General features: G+C 28.8%; 18 protein-coding genes and 2 tRNA genes. 15 read left to right on the top strand and 5 right to left on the bottom strand.

The features are described from left to right. Position 1 precedes the first annotated feature (1 nt). Positions 2 to 1,318, top strand: coding sequence for a DNA recombination protein RmuC (locus QM495_RS09405; protein ID WP_408671850.1), 1,317 nt, complete (start codon positions 2 to 4; stop codon positions 1,316 to 1,318). Positions 1,319 to 1,367: 49 nt separating this feature from the next. On the opposite strand, the gene QM495_RS09400 is transcribed toward QM495_RS09405, so the two are convergent. Together QM495_RS09400 and glyA are read right to left on the bottom strand one after the other, a co-directional pair. Then, positions 1,368 to 2,078, bottom strand: coding sequence for a peroxiredoxin (locus tag QM495_RS09400; protein ID WP_408671849.1), 711 nt, complete (start codon positions 2,076 to 2,078; stop codon positions 1,368 to 1,370). Positions 2,079 to 2,318: 240 nt separating this feature from the next. Continuing rightward, positions 2,319 to 3,593 carry a serine hydroxymethyltransferase gene (glyA, locus tag QM495_RS09395; protein WP_408671848.1) on the bottom strand — a complete coding sequence of 425 codons (1,275 nt, stop codon included), beginning with the start codon at positions 3,591 to 3,593 and terminating at the stop codon, positions 2,319 to 2,321. Positions 3,594 to 3,706: 113 nt separating this feature from the next. Here glyA and fahA point away from each other — a divergent pair, with 113 nt between their 5' ends. Together fahA and QM495_RS09385 are read left to right on the top strand one after the other, a co-directional pair. After that, positions 3,707 to 4,990, top strand: a complete 1,284-nt coding sequence (fahA, locus tag QM495_RS09390; RefSeq protein WP_408671847.1) for a fumarylacetoacetase — start codon at positions 3,707 to 3,709, stop codon at positions 4,988 to 4,990. A gap of 119 nt (positions 4,991 to 5,109) precedes the next feature. Continuing rightward, entirely contained in the window at positions 5,110 to 6,297 is a 1,188-nt protein-coding gene (locus QM495_RS09385) for a hypothetical protein (RefSeq protein WP_408671846.1), read from the top strand. Between the two features lie 2 nt (positions 6,298 to 6,299). On the opposite strand, the gene ytxJ is transcribed toward QM495_RS09385, so the two are convergent. Continuing rightward, on the bottom strand, positions 6,300 to 6,698 hold the full coding sequence (ytxJ, locus tag QM495_RS09380; protein WP_408671845.1) for a bacillithiol system redox-active protein YtxJ: 399 nt from the start codon (positions 6,696 to 6,698) through the stop codon (positions 6,300 to 6,302). Positions 6,699 to 6,861: 163 nt separating this feature from the next. Between ytxJ and clpB the strand changes: the two genes are divergently transcribed. The 7 genes from clpB to QM495_RS09345 all read left to right on the top strand — a co-directional run bounded on the left by clpB (position 6,862) and on the right by QM495_RS09345 (position 13,711). After that, positions 6,862 to 9,447 (top strand): ATP-dependent chaperone ClpB, encoded by a 2,586-nt coding sequence (clpB, locus tag QM495_RS09375; RefSeq protein ID WP_408671844.1) that lies wholly within the window; start codon positions 6,862 to 6,864, stop codon positions 9,445 to 9,447. Between the two features lie 86 nt (positions 9,448 to 9,533). After that, a complete protein-coding gene (locus QM495_RS09370) occupies positions 9,534 to 10,037 on the top strand; it encodes a histidine phosphatase family protein (RefSeq protein WP_408671843.1) in 504 nt (167 codons plus the stop codon). 33 nt (positions 10,038 to 10,070) lie between these two features. Next, a complete protein-coding gene (gene smpB, locus QM495_RS09365) occupies positions 10,071 to 10,529 on the top strand; it encodes an SsrA-binding protein SmpB (RefSeq protein WP_408671842.1) in 459 nt (152 codons plus the stop codon). A gap of 6 nt (positions 10,530 to 10,535) precedes the next feature. Further along, entirely contained in the window at positions 10,536 to 11,444 is a 909-nt protein-coding gene (locus QM495_RS09360) for a geranylgeranylglycerol-phosphate geranylgeranyltransferase (protein ID WP_408671841.1), read from the top strand. 4 nt (positions 11,445 to 11,448) lie between these two features. Beyond that, positions 11,449 to 12,030 (top strand): Maf family nucleotide pyrophosphatase, encoded by a 582-nt coding sequence (locus tag QM495_RS09355; protein ID WP_408671840.1) that lies wholly within the window; start codon positions 11,449 to 11,451, stop codon positions 12,028 to 12,030. Between the two features lie 51 nt (positions 12,031 to 12,081). Further along, positions 12,082 to 13,035 (top strand): transketolase family protein, encoded by a 954-nt coding sequence (locus tag QM495_RS09350; RefSeq protein WP_408671839.1) that lies wholly within the window; start codon positions 12,082 to 12,084, stop codon positions 13,033 to 13,035. A 52-nt stretch (positions 13,036 to 13,087) separates the two neighbouring features. Then, the gene (locus tag QM495_RS09345) at positions 13,088 to 13,711 is read left to right on the top strand and encodes an outer membrane beta-barrel protein (protein WP_408671838.1); all 624 of its coding nucleotides are present in this window, start codon (positions 13,088 to 13,090) and stop codon (positions 13,709 to 13,711) included. A gap of 67 nt (positions 13,712 to 13,778) precedes the next feature. On the opposite strand, the gene QM495_RS09340 is transcribed toward QM495_RS09345, so the two are convergent. After that, positions 13,779 to 14,618: an FKBP-type peptidyl-prolyl cis-trans isomerase gene (locus tag QM495_RS09340; protein WP_408671837.1), complete on the bottom strand. Its 840-nt coding sequence runs from the start codon at positions 14,616 to 14,618 to the stop codon at positions 13,779 to 13,781. 79 nt (positions 14,619 to 14,697) lie between these two features. Between QM495_RS09340 and QM495_RS09335 the strand changes: the two genes are divergently transcribed. The 3 genes from QM495_RS09335 to QM495_RS09325 are packed head-to-tail and all read left to right on the top strand — an operon-like array spanning position 14,698 to position 16,150. Next, the gene (locus tag QM495_RS09335; RefSeq protein ID WP_408671836.1) at positions 14,698 to 15,063 is read left to right on the top strand and encodes an RNA-binding S4 domain-containing protein; all 366 of its coding nucleotides are present in this window, start codon (positions 14,698 to 14,700) and stop codon (positions 15,061 to 15,063) included. After that, a complete protein-coding gene (locus tag QM495_RS09330) occupies positions 15,044 to 15,646 on the top strand; it encodes an SAM-dependent methyltransferase (RefSeq protein WP_408671835.1) in 603 nt (200 codons plus the stop codon). Before QM495_RS09335 ends, QM495_RS09330 begins: the two co-directional genes overlap by 20 nt. Positions 15,647 to 15,652: 6 nt before the next feature. Then, positions 15,653 to 16,150: a phosphoribosyltransferase family protein gene (locus tag QM495_RS09325; RefSeq protein WP_408671834.1), complete on the top strand. Its 498-nt coding sequence runs from the start codon at positions 15,653 to 15,655 to the stop codon at positions 16,148 to 16,150. Here QM495_RS09325 and QM495_RS09320 read toward each other — a convergent pair. Beyond that, positions 16,142 to 16,651 carry a shikimate kinase gene (locus QM495_RS09320; protein ID WP_408671833.1) on the bottom strand — a complete coding sequence of 170 codons (510 nt, stop codon included), beginning with the start codon at positions 16,649 to 16,651 and terminating at the stop codon, positions 16,142 to 16,144. The genes QM495_RS09325 and QM495_RS09320 overlap by 9 nt on opposite strands. Positions 16,652 to 16,773: 122 nt before the next feature. Between QM495_RS09320 and QM495_RS09315 the strand changes: the two genes are divergently transcribed. Together QM495_RS09315 and QM495_RS09310 are read left to right on the top strand one after the other, a co-directional pair. Further along, positions 16,774 to 16,846: transfer RNA gene (locus tag QM495_RS09315), tRNA-Lys, on the top strand. 52 nt (positions 16,847 to 16,898) lie between these two features. Beyond that, positions 16,899 to 16,982: transfer RNA gene (locus QM495_RS09310), tRNA-Leu, on the top strand. Positions 16,983 to 17,293: the final 311 nt, after the last annotated feature.

The following is a 17,293-nucleotide window of genomic DNA, read 5'->3' as shown; positions in this document are numbered from 1 at the left end:
TATGGAACAGTATTATATTGGTATTTTCATTTTTATTATAGCTTCAATTATTGGTGTTGTAATTGGTAGATTGATAACTAAAAATAGACTTGAAAAGTTAACTTCTGAATTAGAAATTAGAAATAAACTATTACTTGAAGATAAAGACTCTAACGAATTAATTATAAGTAAATTAAATAATGAAAAAAGTTCTTTAAGTGAGGAGAAACATGAAATAGATTTGAGATATACTCAAAAGGTTTCTGAACTAAACAATTTGGAAGAAAAACTTTCAGAAAATAAAGCAGAAGTTGAAAAATTACAAGAAAAATTCACCAAAGATTTTGAAATTTTAGCAAATAGAATATTAGAAGAAAAATCAACAACATTTACAAAACAAAATAAAGACAATTTAAAAGTTATTTTAGATCCGCTTCAGCAGAGAATTAAAACTTTTGAAGAGAAAGTAGAAAATACCCAAAAAGATAGCATTAGAATGCACTCCGCACTTGAACAGCAATTAAACAATCTTAAAGCTTCGAATTCAGAAATGAGTAAAGAAGCGATTAATTTAACGAAAGCATTAAAAGGCGACAGTAAAATACAAGGAAATTGGGGGGAATTAGTTTTAGAACGTGTTTTAGAAAAATCGGGTTTAGAGAAAGAACGAGAATATTTTGTACAACAAAGTTTTACCAATGAAGATGGAAAACGTGTATTACCTGATGTAATTATTCAGTTACCCGATCATAAAAAAATGATTATTGATTCAAAGGTTACTTTAACTGCTTATGAACAATATGTAAGTGCTGAAAATGAATCTGAAAAACAACACTTTTTAAAGGAACATGTAAATTCGCTTAAAAGACATATAGAGCAATTAAGTGCCAAAAAATATGAGGACCTTTATACCATGGAATCACCTGATTTTGTGTTGTTATTTATACCTATTGAACCGGCATTTGCTATCGCTTTAAATATTGATAATCAGTTATATAATAAAGCATTTGAAAAAAATATTGTAATTGTTACTCCTACTACTCTTTTAGCAACACTTAAAACTATTGACAGTATGTGGAATAACGAAAAACAACAACAAAATGCCATTGAAATTGCCACCCAAGCAGGTAGATTGTATGATCAATTTGTAAATTTAACAGATGATTTAATTAAAGTTGGAAATCAGCTAAAAACGGTACAAGGAACTTATGATACGTCTATGAAAAAGCTTACAGGAAAAGGTAATTTAATTAAAAAAGTAGAAAATATTAAAAAGTTAGGCGTTAAAACCAGTAAAATAATTAATGATAAGTTATTAGAAAGAGCATCCGAAGATTAAAAGTAAAATCCCGCTAATTAGCGGGATTTTTTTATTTAATAGAGTTCTATTATTTTTTTAAAATTTTACCTAAAACTTCTTCTTTACCTAGCTTTTTAGTACAGAAATACCAATCTTTACAATCCATTTCTTCTTTACCTTCCATTCTATCTTGGGCAGTTCCACAAGAACCTGCAGGACCAATAATAACATCATCCCCAGGATACCAATCTGCAGGAGTTGCAACTCCAAATTCATCAGCTGCTTGTAAAGCTACTACAACTCTATATAATTCATCAAAATTTCTACCTAAACTTAATGGATAATAAATGACTGCTCTAATAATTCCTTTTGGATCAATAAAGAATACAGCTCTTACAGCTTGTGTTGTAGCTTCATTTGGTTGAATCATTCCGTATTTGTTAGCAACATTCATAGTAATGTCTTCAATTAAAGGGAATTTTACTTCAACATTTTTCATTCCTTTGTATTCAATTTTTTCTTTAATTGAGCGTAACCAAGCGATATGACTATATAAACCGTCAATTGATAAACCAACTAATTTACAATTTGCATTTGCAAATTTATCTTCCATAGTTGCAAAAGTCATAAATTCTGAAGTACACACAGGTGTAAAATCTGCTGGATGACTAAATAATATCACCCAATCTCCTTTATAATCTGATGGAAAATTGATATTCCCTTGAGTTGTTACCGCTTGAAATTCAGGAGCTTTATCTCCTATTCTTGGCATTGATGTAATTTCTTGATTTGATTCCATATCTTTATATTTTATATGTTTAAATTATTTCTAAAACAAAATTATACGATTTAAATCAATTATATTTATAAATATAATTGATATTAATAATATTAGAATAGTTAATATCTATGTGTGTAATTATTTAACAATTAATATACAAAATACTCAAGTAAATTATGGAACTAATATAACAGTAGAATTAAAATTTATCATAAAAAAACCCACATAAAGTGGGATTTTTTAATTGTAATTATACTTTTACCAAGTAAATAAAGGTCTGTGAGCCATTAAAGCATTTACTTTTTCAGCAACGCGCTCTAAAATAGCTTCATCTTCATAATTATTAATAACTTCATCTAATAAATCAACAATAATTCTCATATCATCTTCAGTGACTCCTCTAGTTGTAACTGCGGCAGAACCAACTCTTATTCCTGACGTTACAAATGGTGATTTATCATCAAAAGGCACCATATTTTTGTTAACAGTAATATCAGCTTTCACCAATGCTTTTTCAGCATCTTTTCCACTAATATTTTTATTACGCAAGTCTATTAGCATGCTATGATTATCTGTTCCTCCTGAAATAATTTTGTAACCTTTACTCACTAATGCCTCAGCCATTGCTGCAGCATTTTTCTTTACTTTTATTTGATAATGTAAAAAATTATCGGTTAATGCTTCTCCAAATGCAATAGCTTTAGCAGCAATAACATGTTCTAATGGTCCACCTTGATTTCCAGGGAAAACGGCAGAATTTATTAGGCTTGACATTTTTTTAAGATTCCCATTCTTTAATTTTAATCCAAATGGATTCTCAAAATCTTTTCCAATCATGATAATACCACCACGAGGTCCTCTTAAAGTTTTATGAGTTGTTGTAGTTACAAAATGACAATGTGGTATTGGATCATTTAAAATGCCTTTTGCAATTAAACCCGCAGGATGAGAAATATCAGCCATTAGTAAAGCTCCAACTGAATCAGCAATTGCTCTAAAACGCTTAAAGTCCATATCTCTTGAATATGCTGATGCACCTGCAATTATTAATTTAGGTTTCTCAATATTAGCTATTTCTTGAATTTTATCATAATTTAAAACGCCTGTTTCTTCATCAACACCATAAAAAGAAGTTTTATATAATTTTCCAGAAAAATTAACTGGAGATCCATGTGTTAAATGTCCACCGTGTGATAAATCAAACCCTAAAATTTTATCACCTGGGTTTAACACCGCTTGATAAACTGCTGCGTTTGCTTGTGAACCAGAATGTGGTTGCACATTTACATATTCAGCACCAAAAAGCTCTTTTGCTCTATCAATAGCAATCTGCTCTATAATATCAACCACTTCACAACCGCCATAATAACGCTTGTTAGGATAACCTTCAGCATATTTATTTGTAAGTATAGAACCTGTAGCTTCCATCACTTGATTGCTCACATAATTTTCTGAAGCAATTAATTCTATTCCGTTAGTTTGCCTTTCTTTTTCATCTTGAATTAAATCAAAAATAAGTTGGTCACGTTGCATTATTTATTTTTTTAAAAAATTAATAGCAAAAGTACTAATTTCATTTTTCTTTTAACAATTATCTTATATATTTGGTATAAATATTTAGTAACTAGTTAAAATAATTTATATAGATGTTAATAACTGCTAATAATCCAACAAGAAGATCTTGGTTGAAAGTTGAAAAAGAAAGTGATTTCCCAATCCAAAACATTCCTTTCGGGGTGTTTTTCACCAAAGATGACATTATCACTATTGGAACAAGAATTGGTGAGTATGCAATTGACTTAGGTGCATTTCATCAATTAGGTTATTTTGATGGAATTCCACTTACAGATGATATGTTTATGCAAGATTCATTAAATGACTTTATTTCTGATGGTAGAAAGACTTGGCGTTTGGTTAGAAATAGAATTGCTGAAATTTTTGATGAAAAAAATTCAAGTTTAAGAGATAATGTTAAACACAAAGAAATAATAATTTTTGATGTAAATGAAGTTGAAATGTTACTCCCAATTAATGTAGGTGATTACACCGATTTTTACTCAAGTAAGGAGCACGCTACCAATGTTGGCGTTATGTTTAGAGGAAAAGAAAATGCCTTGATGCCAAATTGGTTACATATGCCTATCGGTTATCACGGCCGTTCATCATCTATAATTGTTTCTGGAACACCAATTCATAGACCTTATGGGCAATCTCTCCCAAAAGGCGAAACAACACCTGTTTTTGGACCTTCAAAAAGTTTAGATATGGAAGTAGAAACTGCTTTTATAACTACTGACGCTAATAATTTAGGAGAACCAATTTCAATTGACGAAGCAGGAGAATATATTTTTGGAATGGTATTACTAAATGATTGGAGCGCTAGAGATATCCAAAAATGGGAATATGTTCCTCTTGGTCCATTTTTAGGTAAAAACTTTGCTTCAACAATTTCACCTTGGATAGTTACAATGGACGCTTTAGAACCTTTTAGATGTGAAAGTCCAAAACAAGATCTTTCTCCACTTACATATTTAAAGCAAAAAACTACAAATAATAGTTTTGATATCAAGTTAAAAGCTTCAATAGAAACTCAAAATGGTGAACTTACCGAGATTTGCAACACCAATTTTAAATATTTATACTGGACTATGGAACAGCAACTTGCACACCATACAATAAATGGTTGTAATGTACGATCTGGTGATTTAATGGGTAGTGGAACAATTTCAGGTTCAGAAAAAAATAGTTACGGATCTATGTTGGAGCTCTCGTGGGGTGGTAAAGAAGCAATCACCTTAAAAGATGGTACTAAACGTGTTTTCTTTAATGATGGCGATAATGTAATTTTACGAGGATTTTGTAAAAATAATGAAGTTAGTATTGGTTTTGGAAAATGCACAGGTAAAATTTTGCCACCAATAAATTTGTAAAAAACATAATTTAAGTTTAAATCATAATTAACCCTAGAATTAATTTTTTAGGGTTTTTTAATTACTTTTGGTAAGGAAATTGTAATTATCAAATTTTAATTTTTAAAACAATCCCCAAAATGAAAAAAACACTACTCTTATTAAGTGTCATAGCTGTTTTTACCAATTGCAGCAGCATAAAAAAAACACAAGAAGCCATAAATTATGGTAATTATGATAAAGCTATTGAAATAGCAGTAAAACATTTAAGAAATAATAAAACAAAGAAAGGCAATCAAACTTATGTAATTATGCTTGAAGAAGCTTTTGAAAAAGCAGCTGCTAAAAATTTAGAAAAAATAGCTTTTCTCAATAAAGAAGGAAATCTAGCAAATTTAGAATTGCTATTTAATAATTATCACGCTTTAAATAACAGACAAGAGCTTATAAAGCCACTACTTCCTTTGCAAATTATTAAAAAAAGAAGAAATGCCATATTTCAATTTAATGATTATACAAATGACATACTAAGTACAAAAGAAAAATTATCTGAGTATTTATATAGCAATGCAAAGCAATTATTAAACAATTCTATTAAGAAAAATGATTTTAGAGGTATATTTAATGATTTAAAATATTTAAACGATATAAATCCAGCATATAAGGATACACATGCGTTGCTAGATGAAGCACATTATAAAGGAACCGATTTTGTGTTTGTATCTATGCAAAACAAAACTAATATGGTAATTCCAATGCGTTTAGAAGAAGATTTATTGAATTTTGACACTTATAATTTAGACGATTTTTGGACAGTTTATCATAGTAATAAGCAGCAACAAAAGAAGTACGATTTTGAATTGGAATTAAATTTCAGAGAAATTAATATTTCCCCAGAGCAAGTTAGAGAAAAAGTTATAGTTCAAGAAAAACAAGTAAAAGATGGCTGGGAATACTTAATGGATGAAAATGGAAATGAAGTAAAAGATAGCTTAGGTAACACAATTAAAGTTGATAAATTTAAAACAATTAAAAGCAGCATAAAAAAAATCACTCAATTTAAGTCTGTTCAAATAGTTGGGCAAGTAAAATATTTCGATTTAAAAACCAATCAATTAATTGAAGTATTTCCTATTGCCAGTGAATTTATATTTGAACATCATTATGCAACCTATTCGGGCAATAGAAATGCTATAAACAAAGAAAATTTAGGATTTTTAAACTTCAAATATGTTCCTTTTCCTAGTAATGAGCAAATGATTTATGACAGCGGAGAAGATTTAAAAAAGAAGATAAAAGCAATACTAACAAGAAATAGATTTAGATAAAATTACTTTAAATCTAAAACCTTTTTAATTTTCTGAAGACTAATTTGATAGTGAGAATCATGATAAACTAGTTGTCCATTTTTTACAACTAAAACTTGTGGGGATTGATGATGTACATTTAATTGAGATGAAATTTCATTTGAAATATTTCTGTAAGTCAATAAATCCAAAAAATACATTTCTAAATCCGAATCATTTAAATCATACGATTTCTCAAAACTTTTAAGCGCCATTCTACTCACTCCGCACCTTGTGCTATGTTTAAATATTAAAATAGGCTTTATACTTGATTGAGAAATTAATGTTGTTAACTGACTTATTTCTGTTAATGGAACCCAATTTATTCTTAAATTGTTGTCTCTTTCATTCCTTTCATTAAATAAGCTATTTAAAAACCCCATTCTTGTTTTTTTATATTTTGTCGACAAATGTAATTATAACTTTCTTAAAAGACAAAATGTCGTTAATCCCTTTAAAAACAAGACATAATGACTTATTTGTACTGTTTTAATTAATTGGAATACTCTTTGAAAGCACAATTATAAACAATAAAACTAAAACGTTATGAATTTTAACAATTATACCATAAAATCACAAGAGGCCATACAACAAGCACAACAAATTGCACAAAGTTATGGACATCAACAAATAGAAAATTCACATATTTTAAAAGGAATTTTTGAAAAAGATGAGAATGTAATTCCCTTCATTTTTAAAAAATTAGGGTTACAATTAGATTTGATAAAAAATTTAGTTGATAAAACTATTGAAAGTTACTCAAAGGTTACTGGAGATGTCACATTATCTAGAAATGCGTCTAAAATGTTAAGTATAGCTTCTGATGAAGCTAAAAAAATGAACGATGAATATGTGTCTATTGAGCATTTATTAATTGCTATTTTAAAAACGAAAGATACTACCTCTCAAATTTTAAAAGATCAAGGTATTTCAGAGAAAAATTTAAAATTAGCTATTAAAGAGTTACGAAAAGGTAGTAAAGTAACTTCACAAAGTGCTGAAGATACTTACAATTCATTAAATAAATTTGCTCGTAATTTAAACCAATTAGCAAAAGAAGGAAAATTAGATCCTGTAATTGGGAGAGATGAAGAAATACGAAGAATTCTTCAAATTTTATCTCGAAGAACAAAAAACAATCCAATGTTAGTTGGAGAACCAGGAACTGGAAAAACTGCTATTGCTGAAGGTTTAGCGCATAGAATTATAAAAGGTGATATTCCTGAAAATTTAAAAGACAAACAAATTTATTCTTTAGATATGGGAGCACTTATTGCCGGTGCAAAATATAAAGGAGAATTTGAAGAACGTCTTAAATCAGTTATAAAAGAAGTCACTTCATCAAACGGAGAAATAGTATTATTTATTGATGAAATTCACACATTGGTAGGTGCAGGTGGCGGACAAGGGGCTATGGATGCTGCTAATATATTAAAACCAGCATTAGCAAGAGGTGAATTAAGAGCAATTGGAGCTACTACCCTAGATGAATATCAAAAATATTTTGAAAAAGACAAAGCTTTAGAGCGTAGATTTCAAAAAGTTTATGTTGATGAACCAGATACTGAAAGTGCTATTTCAATTTTAAGAGGAATTAAAGAAAAGTATGAGAATCATCACAAAGTACAAATTAAAGATGATGCAATTATTGCTGCAGTAGAACTTTCTCAAAGGTATATTTCAAACAGATTTTTACCAGATAAGGCAATTGATTTGATGGATGAAGCTGCTGCAAAATTACGAATGGAAATTAATTCAAAACCTGAAGAATTAGATGTGTTGGATCGTAAAATTATGCAACTAGAGATTGAAATTGAAGCAATTAAACGCGAAAAAGACGAAAAAAAAGTAGCTGTATTAACTAAAGAAGTTGCTAATCTTAAAGAAGAACGTAATGAAATTAATGCAAAATGGGTTAGTGAAAAAGAGTTGGTTGATGCTGTTCAATCAAATAAAATAGCTATTGAAGATTATAAATTGGAAGCTGAACGTGCTGAACGTGAGGGAGATTACGGTAAAGTAGCCGAAATTAGATATGGAAAAATAAAAGAGGCACAAGAAAAACTAGAACTACTACAAAAAGAATTATCCGAAAACCAAGATTCTGCATTAATTAAAGAAGAAGTAACTCGTGATGATATTGCTGAAGTTGTTGCTAAATGGACAGGAATACCAGTAACTAAGATGTTACAAAGTGAACGTGAGAAATTACTTGATTTAGAAGACGAATTGCATCTTAGAGTAATCGGTCAAGATGAAGCAATACAAGCTGTTTCTGATGCTGTAAGACGCTCTAGAGCGGGTTTGCAGGATGAGAAGAAACCAATTGGAACTTTTTTGTTTTTGGGAACAACTGGTGTTGGTAAAACTGAATTGGCAAAGGCACTTGCTGAATATTTATTTGATGATGAAAATTCTATGACTCGTATTGATATGAGTGAATACCAAGAACGTCATGCAGTAAGTAGACTGGTTGGTGCGCCTCCAGGTTATGTTGGCTATGAAGAAGGTGGACAACTAACAGAAGCTGTACGAAGAAAACCATATTCAGTAATTTTATTGGATGAAATTGAAAAAGCACATCCAGATACGTTTAATATTTTATTGCAAGTATTAGATGAAGGTAGATTAACTGACAATAAAGGAAGAATTGCCGATTTTAAAAATACAATTATTATAATGACATCAAATATGGGGGCTCATATTATTCAAGAAAAATTTAAAAAAATGGATATGGAAAAACGAGAGGAAATTACTGAAGCCACCAAAGTTGAAGTAATTGATTTATTGAGACAAACTATACGTCCAGAGTTTTTAAACAGAATTGATGAAATTATAATGTTTACACCATTAAATATAGCCGAAATTCATCAAATTGTAAAACTTCAGTTAGAAAGTTTGTTAAAGTTATTAGCAACAAAAGACATTCACATAAAATATACTGAAGATTTAATTGAAACGCTTGCAAATAAAGGATTTGATCCTCAATTTGGAGCGCGACCTGTAAAAAGAGTGATTCAAAGAGATATTTTAAATGCACTCTCTAAAGAAATATTAGCTGGTAAAATAACTTCCGAAAGTCATATTTTACTGGATGCATTTAATGATGAAATAATATTTAGGAATAAATAATACCTAAAACAAATAATCCGAAACTCCTTATATTTTATAAGGAGTTTTTTTATGTACATTCGCTTTATTATTATAATTTATTAATTATGAAAAATGACGTTATCTTTTTACTTATTATTTTAAGTTCATTAAATATCAAAGCACAAGAAAGTGAAATAACTACGTATTATTTTATTAGACATGCTGAAAAAGTGCGAACAGATTCAACTAATACTAATCCTAATTTAGCAGAAAAAGGTTTAAGTAGAGCTAAAAATTGGGCTACTGTGTTTAAAAATGTAAATTTAAATCTAGTTTATTCAACAAATTATAATAGAACTCTTCAAACTGCTTCTCCAACTGCTAAGAGTAAAAATTTAGAAATTCAATTTTACAATCCTAAAGATTTATTTAGTGAAGATTTTAAGTTAAAAACGACAGGGAAGACTGTACTTGTGGTTGGGCATAGCGATACAACTCCTCTATTTGTAAATAAAATTTTAGGTGAGGAAAAGTACTCCGCTATTGATGATTCAAATAATTCAAGTTTATACATTGTTACAATTTTAAATACTGAAATTTCTGATATTTTGTTAAAAATTGAACACTAAGAAAAGTTCAAATTGTAGTACATTTGTAGCCATATGCAGAAGAAAATAAACATCCAAAATAAAAAAGCACGGTTTGAATACGAAATTATTGATAAATATACAGCTGGGATTCAACTTACTGGTACCGAAATTAAATCGGTTAGAGAGAGTAAAGCACGTATAACTGAAAGTTTTTGTGAGTTTAATGATCAAGGTGAATTATTTGTTATTAATATGTTTATTGAAGAATATTTATACGGTCATTCATACAATCACAAACCAAAAAGTGAACGAAAATTATTGTTAAATAAAGGCGAACTAAAAAAATTACAAAAAGAAGTTCAAAATGTTGGTTTAACAATTATTCCTTTAAAATTATTTTTAACAGATAAAGGTTGGGCTAAATTAGATATTGCACTTTGTAAAGGGAAAAAGAACTACGATAAACGTGAAACAATTAAAGATCGTGAGAATAAAATAAGTTTAGATAGAATCAAAAAGGATTTCAACTAACTATAAATGAAGATATTAGCATTTTTAAAATTAATTCGTTGGCAAAATTTACTACTCATACTTTATATTCAATTAGTACTTAAATTATTGGTTTTTTCTTCATTTGAAGTAGCAACAGAACTTTCATTATTTCAATTTATAATTTTATCGAGCGCCATTTTATTAATTACTGCTGCAGGCTATATAATTAATGATATGTTAGATTTAAAAACCGATTTAGTTAATAAACCTGAAAAAGTGATTGTTTCAAAACAGTTTTCAATAGAAAAATCTAAGCAATTATATTTATGGGTGAATTCTGTTGGATTAATTCTAGGAATTGGTTTGAGTTTACAAATAGAAAAACCACAGTTTTCTTTTATATTTATTGGTGTGTCAATTCTACTCTATTACTATTCAAAAAAGTTTAAAGCAATGCCTTTAGTTGGTAATTTTATCGTATCGTTTTTAATTGCATTTAGTATATTTGTTATTTGGGTTATGGACATGGATAGAACAATTCAAACAGGTGCACAACAACTTGTTGAAAAACTAATTTTTGGACTAACTCTATTTGCTTTTTTATTAAATTTGATTAGAGAATTAGTTAAAGACATTGAAGATGTGAATGGAGATTACAGTCTAAACATGAATACATTACCTATTCTTATTGGTAAAAAAAGAGTACGAATATTAGCTTCATTTATTTGTATATTAACAATTGGCTTATTAGTTTTTTTAATTATTTCAATGGCTTTAATTTATAAGTTTACAGCTATTTATTTAATAATTTTCACAGTAATACCTTTAAGCTATATAGCTATAAAATTAAGATCCATAAATTCATTAAAAGGATTAAAAAAAATAAGTTTATTCTTAAAAATAATAATGTTTTTAGGTATAAATTCAATCATTTTATTTTCATTACATATTTAGTTTCATGCTTTCAAAAAAATTTAAAGATAAAAATATCATATTGGCATCAGGATCGCCAAGAAGACAAGAATTATTTAAAGAATTAGGTTTAAAATTTTCTATCAAAGTAAAATCTATTGAAGAAAATTATTCTTCAGACTTAAAAGAAGAAGAAATAACTAATTATTTGGCGGAGTTAAAAGCCAAAGCTTTTGAAAATGAGTTAAATGAAAATGATATTGTAATAACTTCTGACACTATTGTTTGGCATCAACAAAAACCTTTAGAAAAACCTAAAAATAGACGAGAAGCTATAGCAATGTTAGAAACTATATCTGGAACATCTCACAAAGTAATTACTTCTATTTGTATTAAAACAAGTACGACTCAAAAGGTGTTTTTCGATACTACAGTAGTTCACTTTAAGAATTTAAGTGATGAGGAAATTGAATTTTATATTGAAAATAATAACCCTTATGATAAGGCAGGTGGTTATGGAATACAAGAATGGATAGGTTTTATAGGAGTTACAAAGCTTGAAGGAAGTTACTTTAACGTAATGGGATTACCTGTGCATAAATTATATGAAGAATTATTAAAAATGTAGTTTCTTATCACTAAATATCCTTATTTTTGAACGATTTTTATAAATAACAACATGAAAAAATACACATTTACAGAAAAGAAAGATACCAGATCAGGTTTTGGTGCAGGGCTCGCTGAATTGGGTGATACAAATGAGAATGTAGTGGCACTTTGTGCCGATTTAGTAGGTTCTTTAAAAATGGAAAAATTTATCGAAAATCATCCTGAGCGATTTTTTCAAATAGGAATTGCTGAAGCAAATATGATAGGAATTGCTGCAGGTTTAACAATTGGCGGTAAAATTCCATTTACAGGAACATTTGCTAACTTTTCTACGGCAAGAGTTTACGACCAAGTTCGTCAAGCAATTGCATATTCAGGGAAAAATGTAAAAATATGTGCATCACACGCTGGTTTAACATTGGGTGAAGATGGTGCAACACACCAAACTTTAGAAGATATTGGTTTAATGAAAATGTTACCAGGAATGGTTGTTATTAATCCTTGTGATTATAACCAAACAAAAGCAGCTACTATTGCAATAGCTGAGTATGTTGGACCCGTTTATTTGCGTTTTGGTCGTCCTGCTGTTCCAATTTTTATGCCTGAAGATCAGGAATTTATTATTGGAAAAGCAATTCAACTTACAGAAGGAACGGATATTACTATTGTAGCAACTGGACATTTAGTTTGGGAGGCTTTACAAGCTTCAGAAAAATTAGAAGCTATGGGAATTAGCGCTGAAGTTATAAATATTCACACCATTAAACCTTTAGATGATGAAGCAATTCTAAAATCTGTTGCAAAAACGGGTTGTATTGTTTCTGCTGAGGAACATAATATTTTAGGAGGTTTAGGAGAAAGCATTTCACGTGTTTTAGTTCAAAACAACCCAGTCCCTCAGGAATTTGTAGCTGTTAATGATAGTTTTGGAGAATCTGCAACTCCAGCACAGTTAATGGAGAAATATGGTTTAACAGATAATGATATTGTTACTGCAGCTAAAAAAGTAATTTCAAGGAAATAACTGTATAATTATTGCGTTTAATAGCATATTATAAATTTTAAATTCAAATTTTATGAAGAAAAAAAGTGTATTATTCTCAATTTTGTTTATCAGTTCCTTATTTGCTATAAATGCTCAAAGTGGTTTTGGTATTAAAGCAGGTTTAAGTTATAATTCAAACGGAGACCTTAAAGAATTTACATCAGAAGTAACAGAAATTTACAAGAATGATGGAAAGGGAAAATCAGGTTTTAACATTGGATTTTATGGTAAATTGGATTTAGGACCTATTTATTTACGTCCAGAATTGGTGTATACAAAAACTACAAGTGAATATATATTAAATACTGGAAGTACTGAAGATTATAAAATTTCTAAATTAGATATGCCAGTTTTAGTTGGTTTTAAATTAATTGGCCCTTTAAATGTATTTGCTGGTCCTGCATTTCAATATTATTTAGATAACGATTTAAAAGGGTTAAGTTTTAATACTATTGAAAATGAATTTTCAGTTGGTTTAAATATTGGTGCTTCAATTGAATTAGGTCGATTAGGCTTAGATGTTAGATATGAAAGAGGTTTAAGTAAAAATGAATCTAATTGGTCAAATGCAGGAGAAATATTTACATTAGATTCTAGACCAGAACAAATTATTTTTAGCTTATCATATAGATTATCTAAGAAAAAAGAGTCATAATATAAACTAGTTTTAAAAAAAAAGCTTCTCAAAATTGAGAAGCTTTTTTTTTAAATTATAAGTACTACTAATTGTCGGTGTCTAAATAGTCAGGTATTCCATCACCATCTGTATCATCATTTCTTGGGTCACCATCATTATTAGCATCTTCATCTTTTGTTAAAATTCCATCATTATCATCATCAGGATCTAAATAATTTGGAATAAAATCACCATCAGTATCATCGTTTTTAACATTTCCATCATGGTCAAGATCTTCATTTTTAGATAAAATACCATCATTATCGTCATCAGATTCTTTTACATCATTTAATGTAATTTGAAAAACTAATGGCTCATTTGGAGCAATAAACCCATTACCTAAACTACCATAACCTAAACCTGAAGGGATAAATAAAATTCCTTTTCCTGAATTTTCATAATAAAAAGATTCATCATCATTCACAATTTTAGTACCTCCTTTAAAATTGGTAAAACCATAACTCCAACCTTCAATTAAAGTCGTTAGAGAAAACCAAACCAATGTTGATCTAGAATCAAAAACAGTGCTATCTAATAACATACCAGTATAGGTAGTTAATACAGAATCGGCTCTTGATGGAGACATTTCTGTTTCAACCCCAGGTTCTTGCATTAAATAATATAATTTATAGTCAATTTCGTCTTTTATAATATTTTGAGTTTCAAGTCTTCCATCAATCATTAAAGAGGGCTCATTATTGGTAATGGTCCAAATTCCACCGTCTTCTTCATTTAAATAATGAGTTTGTAAATATTCAATTAAAGCTTCATCATCAATTAATGATTGAGAAGCAGCATCTGTGTTCACATCAACAACATCATCATTTTTACAAGAAAAAATAACAATACTAACCGCTAGTATTAAAAATAATTTTTTAAATTTCATTCATTCTAAATTTTAGGTACGCAAGATACTATTTTCATATCTTTGGCGAAAGAGAAAAGCTAAAATTTAACGTTATATTATGCGAATTGATAAATATTTATGGTGTGTACGTTATTATAAAACTAGAAATAATGCTACTGAAGCTTGTAGAAAAGGCCACGTTAAAATGAATGGAGATACAATTAAACCTTCAAAAACAGTTTTTAATAATGAAAAAGTTACAGTTCGAAAAAATCAAGTAAACTATGAATTACAAATTTTAGACATACCTTCAAATCGTGTTGGAGCTAAACTTGTTGATTTGTATAGAAAAGATATTACTCCGATTGAAGAGTCAAAAAAATTAGAATTATTAAAATATGCTAAAGATTATTATAGAAAAAAAGGTGCTGGAAGACCAACAAAAAAAGATAGAAGAGATTTAAATGAGTTACAAGAAGAATAAAAATGATTTGGATAAATGCTATTGGGAAACTAAATATGCTAAAAATTCTATAGGTTGGGACATAGGTTATCTCTCTACTCCTCTTGAATCATATTTTAAACAGTTAACAAACAAGAGTTTAAAGATTTTAATTCCAGGTGCTGGAAACAGTTATGAAGCAGAATATTTACATAAACTAAAATTTTCAAATGTTCATGTTATGGATATAGCATTGCAACCAATTTTAAACTTAAAAAGCAGAGTCCCAACTTTTCCAGACGATAATTTAATACAAACTGATTTTTTTAGTCATAATGATACATACGATTTAATAGTTGAGCAAACTTTTTTTTGTTCATTTCATCCTAGAAAAAGAGTTGAGTATGTAAAAAAAATGGCTGATTTATTAGGAGATAAAGGAAAATTAATTGGCGTATTTTTTGATTTTAAATTAATCGAAGAAGGGCCACCGTTTGGAGGTAGTTTAAATGAATATTTACAATTATTTTCGACATTATTTAATATAAAAACTTTAGAAAGATGCCATAATTCTATAAAGCCAAGACTTGGTAATGAATTGTTTTTTATCTTTGAAAAAAAATAACTCTTAATGGAAAGTTCTATTATTTTAACCAATGAGCAAATTCTAAATAAAACGAAGCGAATTGCTTACCAGATTTACGAAGACAATTGTAAAGAAAAAGATATTATAATTGCTGGAATTAATGGGAATGGTTATGTTTTTGCTCAAAAAATATACAACGAATTATGTAAAATATCAGACTTAAATGTTGTTTTGTGTGAGGTTATTATAGATAAAAAAAATCCATTAAATAAGGTTTCAACAACTCTTAAACCCTCTGATTATAAAAACAAACCACTTATATTAGTTGATGATGTGTTAAATTCAGGAAGCACGTTAATTTATGGTATTAAACATTTTCTAGAAGTTCCTCTTAAACGATTTAATACAGCAGTACTTGTCAACAGAAATCATAAAAAATACCCCGTAAAAGCTGATTATAAGGGGATTTCTTTATCTACTTCTCTAAGAGAACATGTTACCGTTGTATTTGAAAATGAAAATTCTTTCGCAATTCTAGAGTAATTCTATTATTTCATCAATTATTATAAAAATATTTTTTTCACCAACTGAAATTGTATAATCAGACTTTTCATAAAATAGAATACGTTCAAATAAATGCTTAGCAATATATTCTTTTAAGTTTTCTTCACCAATATCACTAACTAAAGGTCTTTGTGCAGTTTCATTTTTTAATCTTTCAAAAAGTGTAGTTATAGATGCTTTTAAATAAAATGAAGCGGCATTATTTTTAATAAGATTCATATTATTTCCATAACAAGGTGTACCCCCACCTAAAGAAATTATACAGTCCTTTTTTAAATTTAACAGTTCATGTAAATATTCACCTTCTTTTTTTCGAAAATAAATTTCTCCTTTTTTAGTAAAAATTTCAGAAATAGTTAATTGTTCATGTTCTTCAATATAACTATCTAAATCTATAAATTTAATGTTTAATTTATTAGCTAATACAGCGCCTACAGCTGATTTACCACTAGCCATATACCCGAGTAAAACAATTTTCATATTTGAATTTTATGTGTTTTAAAACTTAAAAACAAATATCGTTTAAAAAACAACATAAAAAAACTTGTTTTCTTAAGTTTAGGTAGTATATTTGCACTCGCAATTGCGGAAAGTAAAAAGAAGACCTGGTAGCTCAGTTGGTAGAGCACCTCCCTTTTAAGGAGGTGGTCCTGGGTTCGAGCCCCAGCCAGGTCACAAAAAGTTGAGCTAAAAGCTTGGCTTTTTTTGTTTAAATTTACTTCTAAAAGCACATATGGCGGAATTGGTAGACGCGCGGGCTTGAGGGGCTCGTAAACGTAAGTTTGTGCAGGTTCAACTCCTGTTATGTGCACTATTATAGAATATAAAACAATGTAACTCAGCTTTTTAATGAATTTGTAATTTCAAAAAAAAACTGTTTCACATTCCACTACTCTCCTATCGTCATTTTGTATAATAAGTGTTCTATAACAATAGTAAAAATGGACTACTAATCTACATATTGGATGCTGAACAAAATGAATCTTATATTATAAACAATACTTATAACTTGGTTGCAATTAATAAATGATTCTGGTCTCAGGAAAAACATTGATCCACGCGAACCAAAAAGCCTCATGTGAAGGAATCCGGGAGAGGCGCTGTCTTTCCGGACCTATCAAA

The organism is Lutibacter sp. (assembly GCF_046055765.1).
Classification (GTDB): domain Bacteria; phylum Bacteroidota; class Bacteroidia; order Flavobacteriales; family Flavobacteriaceae; genus Lutibacter.
The sequence above is the reverse complement of the archived record's forward strand: the minus strand, read 5'-3'. Positions and strand labels throughout refer to the sequence as shown.

What these genes read in the sequence shown, in the direction of transcription:
- QM495_RS09405 (WP_408671850.1), top strand. Translation starts at nt 2, where the DNA reads ATGGAACAGTATTATATTGGTATTTTCATTTTTATTATAGCTTCAATT.
- QM495_RS09400 (WP_408671849.1), bottom strand. Translation starts at nt 2,078, where the DNA reads ATGGAATCAAATCAAGAAATTACATCAATGCCAAGAATAGGAGATAAA.
- glyA (WP_408671848.1), bottom strand. Translation starts at nt 3,593, where the DNA reads ATGCAACGTGACCAACTTATTTTTGATTTAATTCAAGATGAAAAAGAA.
- fahA (WP_408671847.1), top strand. Translation starts at nt 3,707, where the DNA reads ATGTTAATAACTGCTAATAATCCAACAAGAAGATCTTGGTTGAAAGTT.
- QM495_RS09385 (WP_408671846.1), top strand. Translation starts at nt 5,110, where the DNA reads ATGAAAAAAACACTACTCTTATTAAGTGTCATAGCTGTTTTTACCAAT.
- ytxJ (WP_408671845.1), bottom strand. Translation starts at nt 6,698, where the DNA reads ATGGGGTTTTTAAATAGCTTATTTAATGAAAGGAATGAAAGAGACAAC.
- clpB (WP_408671844.1), top strand. Translation starts at nt 6,862, where the DNA reads ATGAATTTTAACAATTATACCATAAAATCACAAGAGGCCATACAACAA.
- QM495_RS09370 (WP_408671843.1), top strand. Translation starts at nt 9,534, where the DNA reads ATGAAAAATGACGTTATCTTTTTACTTATTATTTTAAGTTCATTAAAT.
- smpB (WP_408671842.1), top strand. Translation starts at nt 10,071, where the DNA reads ATGCAGAAGAAAATAAACATCCAAAATAAAAAAGCACGGTTTGAATAC.
- QM495_RS09360 (WP_408671841.1), top strand. Translation starts at nt 10,536, where the DNA reads ATGAAGATATTAGCATTTTTAAAATTAATTCGTTGGCAAAATTTACTA.
- QM495_RS09355 (WP_408671840.1), top strand. Translation starts at nt 11,449, where the DNA reads ATGCTTTCAAAAAAATTTAAAGATAAAAATATCATATTGGCATCAGGA.
- QM495_RS09350 (WP_408671839.1), top strand. Translation starts at nt 12,082, where the DNA reads ATGAAAAAATACACATTTACAGAAAAGAAAGATACCAGATCAGGTTTT.
- QM495_RS09345 (WP_408671838.1), top strand. Translation starts at nt 13,088, where the DNA reads ATGAAGAAAAAAAGTGTATTATTCTCAATTTTGTTTATCAGTTCCTTA.
- QM495_RS09340 (WP_408671837.1), bottom strand. Translation starts at nt 14,618, where the DNA reads ATGAAATTTAAAAAATTATTTTTAATACTAGCGGTTAGTATTGTTATT.
- QM495_RS09335 (WP_408671836.1), top strand. Translation starts at nt 14,698, where the DNA reads ATGCGAATTGATAAATATTTATGGTGTGTACGTTATTATAAAACTAGA.
- QM495_RS09330 (WP_408671835.1), top strand. Translation starts at nt 15,044, where the DNA reads ATGAGTTACAAGAAGAATAAAAATGATTTGGATAAATGCTATTGGGAA.
- QM495_RS09325 (WP_408671834.1), top strand. Translation starts at nt 15,653, where the DNA reads ATGGAAAGTTCTATTATTTTAACCAATGAGCAAATTCTAAATAAAACG.
- QM495_RS09320 (WP_408671833.1), bottom strand. Translation starts at nt 16,651, where the DNA reads ATGAAAATTGTTTTACTCGGGTATATGGCTAGTGGTAAATCAGCTGTA.